General features: G+C 57.3%; 17 protein-coding genes and 1 other RNA gene. 15 read left to right on the top strand and 3 right to left on the bottom strand.

Annotation, left to right across the window (positions count from 1 at the left end):
- Positions 1-13 precede the first annotated feature (13 nt).
- From JD108_RS09060 to ssrS, 4 genes are all read left to right on the top strand, one after another.
- Positions 14-961: a GntR family transcriptional regulator gene (locus JD108_RS09060; RefSeq protein ID WP_198829501.1), complete on the top strand. Its 948-nt coding sequence runs from the start codon at positions 14-16 to the stop codon at positions 959-961.
- Positions 962-1,514: 553 nt separating this feature from the next.
- The gene (locus JD108_RS09065) at positions 1,515-2,699 is read left to right on the top strand and encodes a CaiB/BaiF CoA transferase family protein (RefSeq protein ID WP_198829502.1); all 1,185 of its coding nucleotides are present in this window, start codon (positions 1,515-1,517) and stop codon (positions 2,697-2,699) included.
- 16 nt (positions 2,700-2,715) lie between these two features.
- Entirely contained in the window at positions 2,716-3,492 is a 777-nt protein-coding gene (locus JD108_RS09070) for an enoyl-CoA hydratase/isomerase family protein (protein WP_198829503.1), read from the top strand.
- Between the two features lie 67 nt (positions 3,493-3,559).
- A non-coding RNA gene (gene ssrS / locus JD108_RS09075) (6S RNA) lies at positions 3,560-3,751 on the top strand.
- 118 nt (positions 3,752-3,869) lie between these two features.
- Here ssrS and JD108_RS09080 read toward each other — a convergent pair.
- The 3 genes from JD108_RS09080 to JD108_RS09090 are packed head-to-tail and all read right to left on the bottom strand — an operon-like array spanning position 3,870 to position 6,473.
- A complete protein-coding gene (locus JD108_RS09080; protein ID WP_198829504.1) occupies positions 3,870-4,319 on the bottom strand; it encodes a hypothetical protein in 450 nt (149 codons plus the stop codon).
- Positions 4,320-4,350: 31 nt separating this feature from the next.
- The gene (locus JD108_RS09085) at positions 4,351-4,695 is read right to left on the bottom strand and encodes a DUF2512 family protein (protein ID WP_198829505.1); all 345 of its coding nucleotides are present in this window, start codon (positions 4,693-4,695) and stop codon (positions 4,351-4,353) included.
- Between the two features lie 35 nt (positions 4,696-4,730).
- On the bottom strand, positions 4,731-6,473 hold the full coding sequence (locus JD108_RS09090) for an Rqc2 family fibronectin-binding protein (protein ID WP_198829506.1): 1,743 nt from the start codon (positions 6,471-6,473) through the stop codon (positions 4,731-4,733).
- A gap of 145 nt (positions 6,474-6,618) precedes the next feature.
- Here JD108_RS09090 and JD108_RS09095 point away from each other — a divergent pair, with 145 nt between their 5' ends.
- From JD108_RS09095 to JD108_RS09145, 11 genes are all read left to right on the top strand, one after another.
- Positions 6,619-7,506 carry a YicC/YloC family endoribonuclease gene (locus JD108_RS09095; protein ID WP_198829507.1) on the top strand — a complete coding sequence of 296 codons (888 nt, stop codon included), beginning with the start codon at positions 6,619-6,621 and terminating at the stop codon, positions 7,504-7,506.
- A 25-nt stretch (positions 7,507-7,531) separates the two neighbouring features.
- A complete protein-coding gene (remA, locus tag JD108_RS09100) occupies positions 7,532-7,792 on the top strand; it encodes an extracellular matrix/biofilm regulator RemA (RefSeq protein ID WP_198829508.1) in 261 nt (86 codons plus the stop codon).
- Between the two features lie 20 nt (positions 7,793-7,812).
- Positions 7,813-8,427 (top strand): guanylate kinase, encoded by a 615-nt coding sequence (gene gmk, locus JD108_RS09105; protein ID WP_198829509.1) that lies wholly within the window; start codon positions 7,813-7,815, stop codon positions 8,425-8,427.
- Between the two features lie 3 nt (positions 8,428-8,430).
- Positions 8,431-8,637, top strand: coding sequence for a DNA-directed RNA polymerase subunit omega (gene rpoZ, locus JD108_RS09110; RefSeq protein ID WP_198829510.1), 207 nt, complete (start codon positions 8,431-8,433; stop codon positions 8,635-8,637).
- A gap of 99 nt (positions 8,638-8,736) precedes the next feature.
- Positions 8,737-9,972, top strand: a complete 1,236-nt coding sequence (coaBC, locus tag JD108_RS09115; protein ID WP_198829511.1) for a bifunctional phosphopantothenoylcysteine decarboxylase/phosphopantothenate--cysteine ligase CoaBC — start codon at positions 8,737-8,739, stop codon at positions 9,970-9,972.
- On the top strand, positions 9,969-12,401 hold the full coding sequence (gene priA / locus JD108_RS09120; RefSeq protein WP_198829512.1) for a primosomal protein N': 2,433 nt from the start codon (positions 9,969-9,971) through the stop codon (positions 12,399-12,401). The genes coaBC and priA overlap by 4 nt, the downstream gene beginning before the upstream one ends.
- 16 nt (positions 12,402-12,417) lie before the next feature.
- Complete coding sequence (def, locus tag JD108_RS09125) at positions 12,418-12,894, top strand: peptide deformylase (RefSeq protein WP_198829513.1); 477 nt, start codon at positions 12,418-12,420, stop codon at positions 12,892-12,894.
- A gap of 5 nt (positions 12,895-12,899) precedes the next feature.
- Complete coding sequence (gene fmt, locus JD108_RS09130; protein ID WP_198829514.1) at positions 12,900-13,850, top strand: methionyl-tRNA formyltransferase; 951 nt, start codon at positions 12,900-12,902, stop codon at positions 13,848-13,850.
- Positions 13,851-13,853: 3 nt separating this feature from the next.
- On the top strand, positions 13,854-15,200 hold the full coding sequence (gene rsmB / locus JD108_RS09135) for a 16S rRNA (cytosine(967)-C(5))-methyltransferase RsmB (protein ID WP_198829515.1): 1,347 nt from the start codon (positions 13,854-13,856) through the stop codon (positions 15,198-15,200).
- A gap of 201 nt (positions 15,201-15,401) precedes the next feature.
- A complete protein-coding gene (rlmN, locus tag JD108_RS09140) occupies positions 15,402-16,472 on the top strand; it encodes a dual-specificity RNA methyltransferase RlmN (protein ID WP_198829516.1) in 1,071 nt (356 codons plus the stop codon).
- 4 nt (positions 16,473-16,476) lie between these two features.
- Positions 16,477-17,238, top strand: coding sequence for a Stp1/IreP family PP2C-type Ser/Thr phosphatase (locus JD108_RS09145; protein ID WP_198829517.1), 762 nt, complete (start codon positions 16,477-16,479; stop codon positions 17,236-17,238).

Raw genomic sequence — 17,238 nt, forward strand, 5'->3', positions numbered from 1 at the left:
GGGAGGTTGTGAAGTGCTGCGCCTTTCTTTGCACAAAGAATCCAATGTGTCGTATCACGAGCAATTGTATCAGCAAATTGCATCCGCCATCCGCAGCGGTGAACTGCCTCCGCATGCACATCTTCCCACGGTCAGAGATCTGGCAGCACAGCTCAAGGTTAACTACAACACCATTCGCAGCGTCTACCTCCGACTGCAGCAGGAAGGGCTGGTTGACTCCCGGCAGGGGCGAGGCACCATCGTCAGCAATGTCGTCAACGATCCGCTGCTCACCCGCAATCCCGCCCATCTGGCCCTGCTCGCCAAAGAGACCATCCATAAGGTGAAAGCCATGGGGTATTCGATGGATGAATTTACGCGCGTCCTCTCTGTCGTCATGCATGAGATCAACCAGTTTCCGGTACTATTTATCCGCTTCACCGAGCTCGAGCTGGCTGAATACCTCAGGCTGGTCCAGTATCACCTGCCCAGCGCGATGGTGGAGGGACGCACATTGGAAGAATTCTGGGAACTGCTGGAGCAGGAAGAGGCAAAAGGGTTGCAGCAGTACAAAGCCATCGTGACGCACCCTTCCGTCAGCGCACGGGTCAAACAGACATTGCCGCGGGAGGCGCCCCCGATTGTCAGTCTGGATTTCATACCCGATCCGACGACGGTCATTCCAGCCATGGAAGCCTATCCGCGAAATACCAAAGTGGGGTTGATCTGCGCCACGATCCGCGGAGCGGAAGGCATGATCGCCGATCTGCACAACGCCGGCATCACCCACCTGGATTTGCGCACGATCGAGGCGAATCATCCCAACGTATTCGAACTGATCGCCAATTGCGATGTCGTCTATATCTCCAAGCCGGGATACATGACCAGACCGCATCTCCTGACGCTGCCCAAAGTGAAGGAATTCCAGGAAATTCCCGACCATCACGGGATCAAGGAGTTGCGCAAGATCGTGACCCAGTAAAGATAGCGGAAAATGGAATAGGCGCAACATCACCCATGTGAGCGCATCTGCAAAACCCTGGCAATTGACTCAGGAACAAAAGCTCATTTACCTCGCGTATAGATAGCTGTACCATGCCGAAGAACTCACCCCTACATATTTTGTAACTGTACGAAGGCAGAGGGGGTGAAGCGAGTGAGCTGCGGATGCAAAAAGTCTTACGGCCATTGCTATCACAAAAAGTGCTGTAAAAAGAAATACTACCAGAAAAAATGCTACTACAAGCCGGTATACAAATACGACTGCCATAGCTACAAAAAAGGTTACGGCGGCGGCTACGATTCTTCCAGTTCTTCCGGCTACGATAGCCGGTACTAAGGAAAACTGCTGAGGTCCGCTTTTCTCCTCTGGCAGGGGATGAAAAAGAAATGTTGATCGTACGCAAAAAAGCGAGGGGAATGCTAGGCAGTCGCCAGCGATTCCCTGCGCTTTTTTGTTTTGCTTGGAAAAAAGAGGATTGCCGCCGGCAGAAAACGAAATGTATGGGGAAAGGGGTGAAAGGAGCGGTCAACCCATGCTTGCAGGGATTACGGTAGTCGATTTTTCGCGCCATCTTCCCGGACCGTTTTGCACCATGCGCTTGGCTGACTTGGGAGCGGAAGTGATCAAGCTCGAAACTCATCCGGCCGGGGATCCTGGTCGCGGGATGGGACCGAAAGTGGCGTGTTCAGGAGCTCTGTTTCACAGTTCGAACCGCAACAAAAAAAGCGTTGCCTTGAATCTGCGGACCAGCGAAGGAAAGGAACTCGCCTATCGGCTGGCCAGCCAAGCGGATGTGATCGTAGAGAGCTTCCGCCCCGGCGTCATGAGCCTTCTCGGACTTGATTATGAACGACTGTCGGCCGGGAATGAAGCGATCGTTTACTGCTCCGTTACGGGATATGGCCAAAGCGGGGCCATGCGTCAGCTGGGCGGCCACGATCTCAACTTTCAGGCCGTCAGCGGTCTCTTGTCGACGATCCGCGACAGCGAGGGGAGACCGGTGATCGCGGAAGTGCCGCTTGCCGACTTCGCCTGTGGCATGTACGCTGCCGAACAGATCTGTGCGGCCCTGATCGGACGTTTTCGCACGGGCCGCGGCGCCTATTTGGACATTGCTGCCGTCGATGCCTTGGCTTCCTGGATGGGGATGCACGCCCTTTTTGTCGGACAAGCAGAAACGGCGAAGGAGATGACGCGCTTTTTCAAAAGCCATCTGGCTTATCACGTATTCGAAACAGCCGACGGCAAATACGTGGCCCTTGCCGCGCTGGAAGAGAAGTTCTGGCTGAATTTTTGCAGAGCTGTCGGGAGAGAGGATTGGGAGGGCTTGCACGGAGCGGGCAAGGAGGATCATCCCGATGTTTTCGAAGAGTTGAAAGCGCTTTTCTTGTCGCGGACGCAGGCCGAATGGAGCGAGCTGGGGCATGAAGTGGACTGTTGTCTCACCGCGGTAGAAGAGGCGGACACGTGGACCGCCTGCACGTATGTGCAAAGTAGAGAGCTCCTCTTCCCGCTCTACGGGAGCGAACTGGGGAAGACGCTGCAGGTGCGGACGCATCCCCATGTGCTCAGCGGGCGGATGTCTGAATATCCCGCCTGGGCTCCTCCGGCGTACGGCGCGCACACCCGCCGAGTGCTCGCCGGCAAGCTGGGGTTGTCCGCGAGCGATCTGTCCCGCCTGGAGGCGGAGGGCGTCATTCCTGTCACAAAAAAATGAATGGAGGTACAGCCTGATGGATCATGCACAGCAACCATCCATACCGATCATACGGGAACAGCGAGAGGACATCCTGATGATCACCCTGAACCGGCCCCGGGTACTCAATGCGCTGACCGTGGAGATGTTTTCCTTGTTAAAAGAAGCCGTCGCGTATGCAGCAGCCGAGGAGAGCGTACGCCTCGTCGTGTTGCGCGGGGCGGGAGGCAATTTTTGCTCGGGAGCGGATTTGAGCGTGCTCGGGATGCTGAAGGAGCCGGATCAGGCGGATGAGGCACTGACGATCATCAACGACTTATTGCTGCAGCTGCATCGCATGCCCAAACCGGTTATTGCCGTCGTCGAAGGGGCGGCCGTAGGTGCCGGTCTCAATCTTGCGCTGCATGCGGACTTTGTCCTAGCTTCCAAGGAGGCTGTCTTGCAGGAGCCGTTTGTCCAGATCGGATTGACGACGGATTTTGGCGGGACGTATCTCTTGCCCAGGCTGGTTGGCATGGCGCAAGCAAAAAAACTGGCCTTGCTAGGCGAGAAAATCAGCGGCAGCGAGGCGGAAGCCATCGGCTTGATCTACAAGGCTGTTGAGGCGGCCGCGCTTCCCCAGGAGCTCGATCGTTTGCTCGCCGCATTGCGCAGGATGCCCGGACAAGCCTGGGCTGTGACCAAACAGGGACTGCAGGTCTGTCTGGAGGGAGATCTGGAAAAGGCGCTGGCCTGGGAAAAAGAGCAGCAGCCAAAGCTGATCACCCATCCGGAATTTCAGGAAGTGATCCGTCAGCGATTGAAAAAAGGGTAGGAACCAAGCGGTTTGGAGAATTTATCCATTGAGAAGCGCCAAAACCTGTGATAAAGTAATGATCAACAAGATCCTGCGATGTGCGTAAGGCTCTAAATGTTTCTAACCTTATACGTATGATCTGGGAGACAGAACTTCACGGATATGTCAGGCCCACCTCCCGACGGGACGCATGGGAAGGCAGACACGTGGACGGGTCACCCACCTGTGTGAGCGCAGGTTATAGAAACATGAGGTCGGACGGCAGAGCGGGTTTTTTGTCCAAGCTCCTGCTTGGCCAAGAAGTACTTAGATCACTCTCAACAAATGATGAATCCCCTTGCTTCGACCGTTGTCAGGGCAAGGGGATTTTTTGTCTGTAAAAAATGAGGCGGCCCTCACGATTGCTGGTTTTTCCCAGGGATGGAGTTCCCCGCGTTTTTACTGCTGCTGCCATTGTTTCCACCCTGATTTTGTTGATCGTCTGTCTGGACGATCGTCAGGCTTTGCTCCAGTTCCCGGGTGTCCTTGGCGTCCTGCAGGATCTGGTACATCTGCAGGAAGTTAGCTTTTTGCCCCTCGGGGATTCCCTTGATGCGAACCGTCAGTTCCTGAGGAGCGTTTTGCTGCTGGTTGCCGTTGCTGTTGCCTTGGCTGCCTTGGGTCTCGCTGAAGTTCTGATCCTCGAGAAAACTGAGAAACAGGGACTGATCGTTTTGCTCATTTCCGCCCTGATCCGGAGATGCCTGCTGATTTCCATTTTGCTGTCCCTGTCCGCCTTGTTGTTCCGGTTCAAACAGGACGCTGAACTCATTCAAATCCGTCTGGATGATCCCGATGACGTTCATCCCGGTCCTCCTTCTAGCTTAAAGTGATGCATCAGCCTGGATGCTTCGTATGATGGGCACCGCGGTGCAGTAAGTAATTGTGGTAGAAATACTCTACGACGGAGAGGGCAAATGCCGTCAAAAACAAGCCCGTCAGACTGTATGCCGCGACGAAAAGGGCGCATGAGAGCCATAAAAGAGCAAAGTTGAGCCCGAAGTCTGCGGTGCTGGCAAAGGTGTTATTGGTCCGGGGAAGGATGTAGAGATCCCCGATCAAGTACGAGATCAGACTGATGGCGACACTGGCGACGAGCGCGAACGAGGCTGACGTTCCTGACCAGATCAGCCCTGGCACAGCAATGATTCCATTACTTAAGAGCTTGACCAGGATGCTCAAGAACGAGCACCTCCTTTCCTGCTCTTAGTATGGACCTAGGGAGTCCGGCTATTCGCCCGTTCCCGATGATTTGCCTTTAATTCTCGGACGAGACGCTCATCCGGGGTGACGTACAGCGTCCGCTGCTGTTCGTAGATAACGTATCCCGGCTTGGAGCCGCTCGGTTTTTTCACGTGTTTGACCAGGGTGTAGTCGACGGGCACCTGACTGCCTTGCTGGGCTTTGCTGAAGTAAGCGGCGAGACGGGCTGCCTCGACCAGCGTCTGTTCGCTCACCGTCCGCGAGCGAATGACGACGTGCGAACCGGGGATATCCTTGGTATGCAGCCAGGTTTCCCCCGGGGCGGCCAGCTTGTTCGTCAGATACTCGTTTTGCTTGTTGTTTTTGCCCACCAGGATCTCGGTTCCGTCGGAGGACAGATAGGCATCCAGCTCGGGCCGGTGGTCTTTTTTCTTCTTGCCGAGACGCTTCTGCCTGTTGCGGATATAGCCTTGCTCCGCCAGCTCTTCGCGAATCTCCTCGGTCTCTTGAATGCTGGCGTGGTCCAGCTGCACGAGCAAGCCGTCGAGGTAGACGATTTCCTCGCGCGCCTGCTCAATTTGTTCGGCCACAATGCTGAGGCTGTTTTTCGCTTTGTTGTATCGCTTGTAGTACGCCTGCAGATTTTCCGAAGGCGTCTTCAATGGGTCGAGCGGGATGCTGACGGTGCCGCCCGCCTCATCGTACCAGTTCACGGTCTGAAGCACGGTATCGCCTCGCTTGAGCAGATGCATATTGGCCGTGATCAGCTCTCCGTAGAGGCGGAATTGCTCCGCTTCCTGCGCTTCGACCAGCGTCTGCTCCAGCTTCTCGATTTTCTTCGCGTTCTTGTTCCGCTCATTGGTCACGATACGAATCAGATCGTGCACCTTCTGTTTGACGGTGTCCCGCTGCGCCTTGCCTTCATAATAGGCTTGCAGACACTGACTGACAGAGGGGTAGGCGGACACTTCCGCCCCTTTGAGCTGCGTCAGGGCAAAGACGTGAAAGGAGGCTTTTTCCTGCGTGATCGCGATCTGCGGTTCGTAATCGTGGCGGCTCGCTCTCTGCATCACAGCGGAAAAGGCCTGCCACAATGCTTCGCGCGTCGGCAGACCGGCACGGTGGACGATTTCCTTGGCCAAAAGCGGACTGATCCCGGTGAAGGTATCGACGAGCTGTTTGTCGAGACGGCCGACATTCCAGTTCAAGAGCCCGGTAAACATTTGCTCCGTCACCTGCAGCGGATTTTTTTTGTCCTGGCTGGGCGGCGCGACGTACGTTTTGCCCGGCAAGACCTGCCGGTACTGACTGACAGCCAGCGATACGTGCAGGGCGCTGTCCAGGATCATGCCTGTATCGGCATCCAATAAAATGATGTTGCTGTGCTTGCCCATGATCTCGATCACAATCCGCCGGCGGGCCGTATCTCCCAGCTCGTCGCGCGACCGGATGTTCAGGTGGACGATTCTCTCCATGTCGACCTGCTCGATCGATTCGATCAGACCGCCCTCGCAGTGCTTTCGCAGCAGCATGCAAAACATGGGCGCTTCCAGCGGGTTGGTAAACTCCTCGGTCGTCAGGTGAAACCGGGGGTAGGTCGGATTGGCGGACAGGAGCAGCTTTGCATTGTCGCCCGGCATCCGCAGTTGCAAGACGATATCGCTGGTATGGGGCTGGTGGATTTTGGCAATCCGCGCCCCCTCAAAACGTTTCAATTCATGCACAACGGCACGAGTCACAATACCGTCAAAAGCCATTGTACTCACCTCATGGTAGGATAAAGAATAGTGTACCATAATCATCCCCTGGGCGGCAGTAGCGGAAGAGTCTGCTTCGGTTGACACTGCAAAGAGTTGTCTCCTATAATGAATTAACGATTTTACGACAATGGAAGTGATATCCATGGTCCGAAGCATGACGGGTTACGGCCGCAAGGAAACCATGTTCGGTGCGCTCCGGCTCTCCGTGGAGATGCGTGCCGTCAACCATCGGTTTTGCGAAATCCAGGTTCGTTTGCCAAAGGCATATGCCGTACTGGAGGACCCGGTCCGCAGAGCGGTGGCCGAGTATGTCCGCCGCGGACGGGTAGACGTGACGGTTTCGATTGAAGAGGAGGCTGCCGCCGAAACCGGGTTTGATGTCAATTGGGAAGTTGCGGGCCAGTATGTGAAAGCCCTTCGGGAAATGAAGGAGCGCTTTTCGCTGAGCGAGCCGCTGTCCGCCAAGGATCTGCTCCTCATGCCAGGGGTGATCGCCGAGCAGGAAGCGAAGGAGACGCCACCCGAGGCTGTTGCCGAACCCCTTTTGTCCGTAGTCAGAGAAGCCTCCCAAGAGCTTCTCCTGCTGAAGCAAAAGGAAGGACAGAAGCTAGAGGAAGATCTCAAAAGACGGTTGGCCGGGATTGTCTCCTGGACGAAAGAAATCGCACAGCATGCTCCCGGTGTCGTGGAAGAGTACCGCGCCCGGCTTATGCAGCGCGTACAGGAATGGGCCCAGAGCGTTACGGCGGAGATCGACGAGCAGCGCTTGGCCCAAGAGGCCGTGCTCTTTGCGGATCGAAGCGATATCAGTGAAGAGATCACGCGTCTGGAAAGCCACGCAGCCCAGTTCGCAGAGCAGCTTGAACAAGACGAAGCGGTTGGGCGAAAGCTCGACTTTTACCTGCAGGAAATGAATCGGGAAGCGAATACGATCGCTTCCAAGGCGAACCATCTGCTGATTCAGCGGTTAGCCATCGAGATTAAAACCGAGTTGGAAAAGATGAGAGAACAGGTACAAAACATCGAGTAGCGATGAAGGGGTGGGCGGTGCCGACATGGCCATAAAACTTATCAATATCGGGTTTGGCAACATCGTCAATGCCAACCGGATCATTTCGATTGTCAGTCCGGAGTCCGCGCCAATCAAGCGCATCATCCAAGAAGCGCGGGATCGCAATATGCTCGTGGACGCTACATACGGCAGAAGAACGCGAGCCGTGATCATTACGGACAGCGACCATGTGATTCTGTCGGCTGTGCAGCCGGAAACGGTCGCGCAGCGGCTGGCCAATAAAGACGACGAATCGGACGAATGAAGCAGGAGTTGAATACATTCATGAGTGATAGGGGTCTCCTTCTGGTTCTCTCAGGACCGTCAGGTGTGGGGAAGGGCACGGTGTGCAAGGCGCTCCGCGAAAGCATGCCGGATCTGGTATACTCCGTTTCGGCCACGACGCGTTCTCCGCGTGCAGGAGAAGTGGAAGGAGTAAACTACTTTTTTACGAGCAAGGAAGATTTTCGCCGGATGATCGAGCAGGATGAGCTGCTCGAATGGGCGGAATACGTGGGGAACTACTACGGCACACCGCGCAAGTTTGTGGAAGAAACACTGGACAGCGGGCGCGACGTCATCTTGGAGATCGAAGTGCAGGGAGCCTTGCAGGTGAAGAAAAAGTTTCCGCAGGGAATTTTTCTGTTCCTGGCGCCACCCGATCTGGCCGAGCTGGAAAACCGGATCGTAGGCAGGGGCACGGAGTCGGAGGAAACCATCCGGCACCGCATGGAGATGGCCCGCACCGAGATCGAGCTGATGGATCAGTACGACTACGTGGTGGTCAATGATCAAATCGAATGTGCGTGCTCGCGTATTCAATCGATCATTACGGCCGAACATTTAAAAAAGGAACGTCAAATCCACAAGTTTCGCAAATGGCTCAAGGAGGTAGAATAGACGATGCTATATCCGTCGATTGACAAGCTGACTGCACAAGTTGAGAGCAAATACACCCTGGTGACGATTGCCGCCAAGCGCGCTCGCCAGATTCGCGAGAACAGCCAAATCCAAGTGGAAAAACCAAAGTCCAAAAAGTTTGTTGGCCAGGCATTGGAAGAACTGATCGAAAATCAATTGGTTCTCGATGTCTCTGAAGCTCGCAAATAAGCGGACGGCAAGCCGCGTACTCGCTTTCCCAAAACAACCTCACGCAGGTTGTTTTTTTTCGGACTGGATACTTTTGTCTTTAGTAAAGGAGAGATAGGCATGCTTCCTTTGACAGGCAAGCAGATCGTACTCGGAGTGTCGGGCGGAATTGCCGCCTACAAAGCTGCGGCGTTGACCAGCAAGCTGACGCAGGCGGGCGCCAGGGTGCACGTGGTGTTGACAGAGAGCGCCGCCAAATTTGTGCAGCCTTTGACGTTCCAGGCGCTATCCCGTGGACCGGTCTATGCGGATGTCTTTTTCGAGCCCGATCCGCAGGTGATCAGCCATATCGACCTGGCCGACCGTGCGGATCTGGTTTTGATCGCACCCGCGACCGCCAATGTGATCGGCAAAATGGCAAATGGCCTCGCCGATGATATGCTGACCACGACGGTCCTGGCCACCAAAGCGCCGGTCATGCTGGCGCCCGCGATGAATGTCAATATGTATGGACACCCCGCGGTGGCAGCCAATATGCAAAAACTGGCCAGCTACGGCTACCGCTTCATCGAGCCGGGCGAAGGACTTCTGGCCTGTGGCTGGGTCGGAAAAGGCAGGCTGGCGGAACCGGAGGAAATCCTGGCTGCCGTCATCCGCTTTTTTGCCGAACAATCTGACAGGAAGCGCGATCTCCAAGGGAAGACGGTGCTGGTCACAGCCGGTCCGACGCGGGAGAAAATCGATCCCGTTCGCTATATAACCAACCACGCTTCCGGAAAGATGGGCTATGCCATCGCGGAAGCGGCACAGCAGCGGGGAGCCAGTGTGGTGCTGATCAGCGGACCTACGAATCTGCCTGTGCCGCCGGGTGTGGAGTGCATCCCGGTCGAGTCTGTGCAGGAGATGTACGATGCGGTGATGGATGCGTTGCCGAAGAGCGATATCGTGATCAAATCCGCTGCTGTATCCGATTACCGTCCCAAAGAGGTTCATGCCCACAAGATGAAAAAAGGGGAGGGGCCGCTGGTGCTTGAATTGGACAAGGCTCCGGACATCCTGAAGGAAGTGGGCAAGCGCAAGGAAAGGCAGTATGTGGTCGGCTTTGCGGCGGAGACGCAGGAGGTGCTGCAGCATGCAAAAAGCAAGCTGGAGCGGAAAAACCTGGACATGATCGTCGCCAACGACGTCCTTCAGGAAGGTGCCGGGATGGGCAGCGATACGAATATCGTCACCTTGCTGACGAAGGAAGGAGAGCAGGTAGCGCTGGAGATGCTGAGCAAACGGGAAGTGGCGGACAAGCTGATCGACGCCATTTTGCTCAAGCTGGGCGGCCAGGCTCTGCCTGAGCAGCTATGATCGCTCGCGTCATCGTCGATGTGCCGGTCAACCGTACCAATCGGCCATTTGATTACCGGGTCCCGGATTGGCTTCTGCCGCTGATCCAGCCGGGCAGCCGGGTCGTCGTCCCGTTCGGCCCGCGCAAGCTGCAGGGGTATGTGATCGGCTTAGAGGCGCAGCCGGACCCGGAGGCGCTGGGGAAATTGCGGGACATCGACCAGGTGCTCGACGACCAGCCGCCGCTCACCGGCGAGCTGATCCGGCTCGGTGAGTGGATGTCCCGCCAGTATCTCTGTCCGTGGGTGACCGCCCTGCAGGCCATGATTCCGGCTGTCTTGAAGGGGCGTTCGGAGAAATGGCTGTTTGCCTCGGCGCGGCTGGAGGAGGGAGCCTGTGGCGCGTTCCCCTTGCTGTGGGAGCTGTACCGCAGGCAGAAGCTGCCCTTGGCAGAGGTGGACAAGCATTTTCCAGACGAAGCGATGCTCGTCCCCGGCTGGATCGCCAGCGGCCTCTTGTACACCGGTTACCAGGTGACGGACCGGGCGGTGCGGAAGCAGCAGTCCTTCGTTCGCAGTCTGTTGAGCGATCAGGAGCTGGCGGAGGCGATCCGCTCCTTGCCGGCTCGGGCTGAGCAGATGCGCCGCGTGCTGGAGGTGCTGGCTGATAGGAGCGGCCAGTCGCTGTCGGTCAAAATGCTGCAAGAGGAGCTGGGCATCACGCGCTCGCCGCTGAAAAGCCTGGAGGCGAAAGGCTGGGTCGCGATCGAGCAGCAGGAGGTGTACCGCGATCCTTACGCGCATCGCCGCTTTGCGAACGCGGCCAAGCCGGATTTTACCCCGCAGCAGGAAGAAGTCCTGCGCGCGATCCTTGGCCCGATCGAGCAGGAGGAATACCGTTCCTTTCTCCTTCATGGGGTGACGGGAAGCGGCAAGACGGAGGTCTATCTGGAAGCGATCGAAAAGACGCTGGCCAAAGGGCGCGAAGCGATTTTGCTCGTGCCGGAGATATCGCTCACGCCGCAGATGGTGGAGAAGTTCAAGGCCCGCTTCGGCGACGAGGTAGCCGTGCTGCACAGCGCGCTGTCCCAAGGGGAACGCTATGACGAGTGGCGCAAAATCATCCGCAAAGAGGTAAGCGTCGTCGTCGGAGCGCGCTCGGCCGTCTTCGCTCCGTTCCAAAATCTCGGCCTGATCGTCATCGACGAGGAGCATGAGAGCTCCTACAAGCAGGAGGAGACGCCGCGCTACCACGCCCGGGAGGTGGCGATGTGGCGCGCTCGCGAGAACAAGGCGGTCCTCCTCATGGGGAGCGCCACGCCCGCGCTGGAGACCTACGCTTTGGCCGAGCGGGGACGCTACACGCTGCTTTCCATGCCCGACCGCGTGGGAAATCGTCCGCTGCCTCAAGTGCATGTAGTGGACATGCGCGAAGAGCTGCGCTCCGAAAACCGCTCGATGTTCAGCCGCCGCTTGCATGAGATGATCGGGGAGCGGCTGGACAGACAGGAACAGATGGTGCTGTTTCTGAATCGCAGGGGCTTTTCCACTTTCGTCATGTGCCGCTCCTGCGGCTACACCCTTCGCTGCAACCATTGTGACATTTCGCTGACCTACCACCGGACGAATCACACGGCGCGCTGCCACTACTGCGGCTATACGATCAAACAGCCCGCCCACTGCCCGGAGTGCCAGAGCGAGCACATCCGCTTTTTTGGGACGGGCACGCAAAAGGTGGAGGAAGAGCTGGCGCGGCTCTATCCGGGCATTCGCGTGATTCGCATGGATGTGGACACCACTTCGCGAAAAGGGGCCCATGAAGAGCTGTTGCAGCGATTCCGCACAGGGCAGGGGGATGTCCTCCTCGGTACGCAAATGATCGCCAAGGGACTTGATTTTCCCCGCGTCACCCTGGTTGGGGTGATCGCCGCGGACACGTCGCTCTTTTTGCCCGATTTTCGCTCCGCGGAGAAAACCTTCCAACTGCTTACGCAGGTGGGAGGACGGGCGGGCCGCCACGAACTGAAAGGGGATGTGGTGATCCAGACCTACGCGCCGGAGCACTATAGCATCATGCACGCGACCCGGCATGATTATCCCTCTTTTTACCGCGAGGAGATGCTGCAGCGCAGGCGCACCGGCTACCCGCCGTACTTTAGGCTGGTGCTGATCACCTTTTCCCACGAAGAGGTGCCGGTCGTCGTCAAAGCGGCCCATCTGGTGGCGGATTACCTGCGGCCCCGGCTGGCGGAGACGACCATCCTGCTCGGTCCCGTAGCCTCGCCCATCGCTCGCGTGAAGGATAGATTTCGGTTCCAAATCATGTTAAAATATCGGGATGAATCGCGGCTGCAAGACTTGCTCGCGCAGGCGACAGCCGCTTTTGAAGAATGGAACAAACAGCAGAAGGTACTGATGACGATCGACGTCGATCCGTATGTGCTGCTTTAGGGAGGATAAACAACCAATGGCGATACGCACAATTGTGAAACACCCGGACTCGATTCTGAGAGAAAAAGCAATTCCCGTAACCAAATTCAATGCCAATCTGCACAAGCTGCTCGACGATATGGCCGACACCATGTACGACGCGGACGGCGTGGGCCTGGCGGCGCCGCAGGTAGGCATTTCCAAGCGCGTCATCGTGATGGACTGCGGCGAAGGACTGATCGAGATGGTGAATCCGGAGATCATCGCGCACGAGGGCGAGCAGTTTGACTACCCGGAGGGCTGCCTCAGCATCCCCGGCCTGCGCGGAGATGTCCGCCGCCACAAGTGGATCAAGCTGCGCGGCCAGGACCGCCACGGCAATGTGTTTGAGATGGAGGCGGACGATCTGCTCTCCCGCTGCGCCCAGCATGAGATCGACCATCTGAATGGCGTGCTCTTCATCGACGTGGCCGATCGGGTCTATCCGGTCAATCCCGATGAGGAAGGGGAATAAGCCCATTGAAGGATGTGCGCATACTTTTCATGGGGACACCTGACTTTGCCGTGCCCTGCCTGGAAGCCCTGGTTCGCGAGGGCTATCAGGTCGTCGCGGCGGTGACGCAGCCGGATCGGCCCGTGGGCCGCAAACAGGTGCTGACTCCGCCGCCGGTGAAGGAAGCGGCCCAAAGACATGGCATACCCGTACTGCAGCCGGAAAGAATCAAGACGGCCGAGGCGCTGGAGGAAGTCCTCGCCCTGCGCCCGGATTTGATCGTCACTGCAGCCTACGGCCAGATTTTGCCCAAGCAGCTGTTGGATGCGCCCCGCTTTGGCTGCATCAATGTGCATGCCTCACTGCTTCCGAAGTACCGCGGCGGCGCGCCGATTCATAAAGCGATTATCGAAGGGGAAACGGAATCGGGTGTGACCATCATGTACATGGTGGAGGCGCTCGACGCCGGAGATATGCTGTCCAAGACGGTCGTTCCAATCGAGGAGCGGGACACCGCCGGCAGCTTGTTTGAAAAACTTTCGGCCGCAGGTGCCAAACTACTGGTAGACACCCTGCCGGGACTCTTGGCCGGGGAGATCACCCCGGAGCCGCAGGATCACGACCGCGCCACGTTTGCGCCCACAATCAAGCGGGCAGAAGAACAAATCGACTGGTCGAAAACAGCCGAGCAGGTATACAACCAGGTCAGGGGGCTTCACCCGTGGCCTGTCGCATTTACGAGTTATGCAGGCAAAATATGGAAAGTATGGTGGGTGGAAAAGCATGGAGCTGCCCATGCGGACGCAGCTCCCGGCACCATCATCGCTCTCGAACCGGACGGGCTGGTCATCGCTTGCGGCAGCGGCTCGGTCAAGCTCACGGAATTGCAGCCGGAGGGCAAAAAACGGATGAGCGCGTTTGATTTTTTGCGCGGAGCCGGAAGCAGCATCGAAATCGGCACAAAGGTAGGAGAATGATCTGTGGCAAAAAAAGGTGCGCGTGACATCGCTCTCGATGTCCTGAACCGGGTAGAAGAGCATCAGTCTTACAGCAATCTGGAACTGCGCCACGTGCTCGACCGGGAAGAGCTGCGCGCGGCGGATGCGGGACTGGTGACCGAACTGGTCTACGGCACGATCCAGCGCCGACTGACGCTGGATACGGCGCTGGCCCGATTTATCCAAGGAAAAAAGGTGCAGACCTGGGTGAAAAACCTGCTGCGGCTCAGCCTGTACCAGATTCGCTATCTCGACCGGATTCCGGACCGCGCCGTCGTGCATGAGGCGGTGGAAATCGCCAAGCGGAGAGGACATCAGGGCATATCCGCGATGGTCAACGGCGTCCTACGCAACGTCCTGCGCCAGCCCGACCTCTGGGACCAGCTCGCCGTAGGAGACCCGATCAAGCAGCTGTCTATCGCGGAATCCCATCCGGAATGGCTCGTGCGGAGGTGGGCCGGGCAGTACGGCCTGGAGCAGACGCGGCTGATTCTCGAAAGCAATAACCGCCAGCCGCGGACTTCGGTGCGGGTAAACAGGCTGAAGCTGAGCCGCGAGGAGCTGCTCGCCAAGCTGGCTGAACAGTTTCCCTCCGTCGCCCCGTCCGCAGTCAGCCCCGACGGCCTCCTGCTGGACGGCGGCCATGCCGCGGGCACGGAGTGGTTCCGCCAAGGCTATTTTTCGATCCAGGACGAAAGTTCGATGCTGGTCGCCCCGGCTCTCGCGGTGGAGCCCGGCATGAAGGTGCTCGACGCCTGCGCGGCGCCAGGAGGGAAGACGACCCATATCGCGGAGCTGATGCAGGATCGCGGGAAGCTGATCGCCAGCGACGTGCATCCCCACAAGCGGGATCTGATCGCGCAAAATGCAAGGCGTCTGGGGCTGACGGTCGTCGAGCCGATCGTCTCCGATGCGCTTCATCTCGGGGAGAAGGGGCTGGGCAGCTTCGACCGGATTCTCTTGGATGCGCCCTGCACCGGATTTGGCGTGATTCGCAGAAAGCCCGATCTGAAGTGGAACAAAACACCGGAGGACGTCAACGCGATTGCACAGCTGCAGTACCGCTTGCTGGAACATGTAGCGGAGCTGTTGATGCCCGGAGGCTTGCTCGTCTACAGCACTTGCACGATCGAGCCAAAGGAGAACGAGGACATCGTCCGGCGCTTCGTGGCGGAACATCCTGAATTCGAACTGGACCTGGCGCTTATCGATGATCTGCCTGATGCAGTCTCCGAAAAAGCAGTGACGGGCGAAGGATTCGTTCAGCTTTTGCCGCATCACTTTGAGAGCGACGGTTTTTTCATCGCCAGATTGAAACGAAAAAATTGAGGTCAAAGGGGGTGGCATACCGTTTTCCGGATAGGCCGCTCCCTTGCCGTTTGTACTTGGGCAGAATGGTTTACACTAGGAGGAGCGAAGCATTTTCCGCTGTTTTGCCCATTATCTGTTTGAAGCTGTAGACATTGCAGGGTACAATGATAAAATGATGATTTGCAGGAAGCCAATTACTTGAGGATGTGAATATGTAGAATGCCGGTAACTTCCTATACGAGCGAAAAACCGCTCATTTACAGCCTGACCCTCGGCGAGATGAAAGACTGGCTCACCGAGCATGGAGACAAGGCGTTCCGCGCCCAGCAGATTTTCGACTGGCTGTACGTCAAGCGGGTGCGTACCTTTGATGAGATGACCAATTTGTCCAAAGACCTTCGCCAGAAGCTGCAGGAGACCTTCCGCATCGAGGCGATGAAGGAAATTACCCATCAGACCTCGTCGGACGGGACCATCAAGTTTCTCTTCCAATTGGTCGACGGCCATGCGATCGAGACCGTGATCATGCGTCACAGCTACGGCAACAGCATCTGTGTAACGACGCAGGTCGGATGCCGGATCGGCTGTACGTTCTGCGCTTCTACGCTGGGCGGACTGAAGCGGAATCTGGATGCGGGCGAGATCGTCGCACAAGTCCTGATGGCCCAGCGGAAGCTGGATGAAGAGGAAGAACGCGCGAGCCACGTCGTGGTCATGGGAATTGGCGAGCCGTTTGAGAACTTCGAAAACCTGATGGCCTTTTTGGAGATTATCAACGACAACCGTGGCCTGAACATCGGCGCGCGCCATATCACCGTCTCTACCAGCGGCATCGTGCCGAAAATTTACGAGTTTGCCGATCGCGGCGGACAGGTGAACCTGGCGATCTCGCTGCACGCGCCAAACACCGAGCTGCGTACCCAGCTGATGCCGATCAACCGTGGCTTCCCGCTGGATAAGCTGCTGGAGGCATGCCGCTATTACATCGCCAAGACGAGACGCCGGATCAGCTTTGAGTACGGCTTGTTCGGGGGCAAAAACGACCAGCCCGAGCATGCGGAGGAGCTGGCCGATCTGATTGGCGACATGCTTTGCCACGTCAATCTGATCCCGGTCAACTACGTGCCGGAGCGGGATTACGTGCGGACGCCGCGCAATGATATTTTCCGCTTCAAGAATATCCTCGAAGAACGGGGAATCAATGTAACCATACGGCGAGAGCAGGGCAGCGACATCGCCGCCGCATGCGGACAATTGAGAGCCCAATACGCCAAAGAAACCGTGGGGTGATACCATGGAAATCGCAATGAAATCTCACGTCGGCTGTGTCCGTCAAGTCAATGAGGACTACTACGCGTGTATCGTCGATGTGAGCGGCCGGGTGCTGGCTGTCGTTGCAGATGGAATGGGCGGGCATCAGGCTGGCGATGTCGCCAGCCGCCTTGCCGTTGAGCGAATAGTAAAAGAACTGCGTCATCTGGAACCTGACCTGGAAGAGGAAGACGCCAAGGAACAATTGATGCATGCGATCCTCATGGCCAATGAAGAGGTCTACCAGTACGCCCAGGAGCATCCCGAGTGCAGCGGCATGGGCACGACCGTCGTCGCCGCGCTGCTGGGACCGGACGGCGGGGTGACCGCCCACATCGGCGACAGCCGCCTGTATCATTTTCAAAATGAAGAATTGGTGCAAAGAACAGAAGACCACACCCTTGTGCATGAGCTCTTGAAAAGCGGCCAGATTACCGCGCAGGAAGCATCTGTCCATCCACAGCGGAATGTCATTATGCGGGCGCTGGGCACGGAGCCGGACGTCCGCATCGACCTCGGCTATTTCGATTGGACGCCAGGCGATGTCGTTCTGCTGTGCACGGACGGACTGACGAATAAAGTGCAGGTGGGCACCTTGGTGGACTGGCTGAAAAAGCCGCTGTCCCTGCAGGCGCAGGTAGAGGGCCTGGTCCATCAGGCATTGGAATCCGGCGGCGAGGACAATATCACGCTAGTGGCCGTTCGCAATCAGCGAAAAGTTGACACCGTTCAGAAAGAGGGGTGA

The organism is Brevibacillus composti (genome assembly GCF_016406105.1).
GTDB lineage: Bacteria > Bacillota > Bacilli > Brevibacillales > Brevibacillaceae > Brevibacillus > Brevibacillus composti.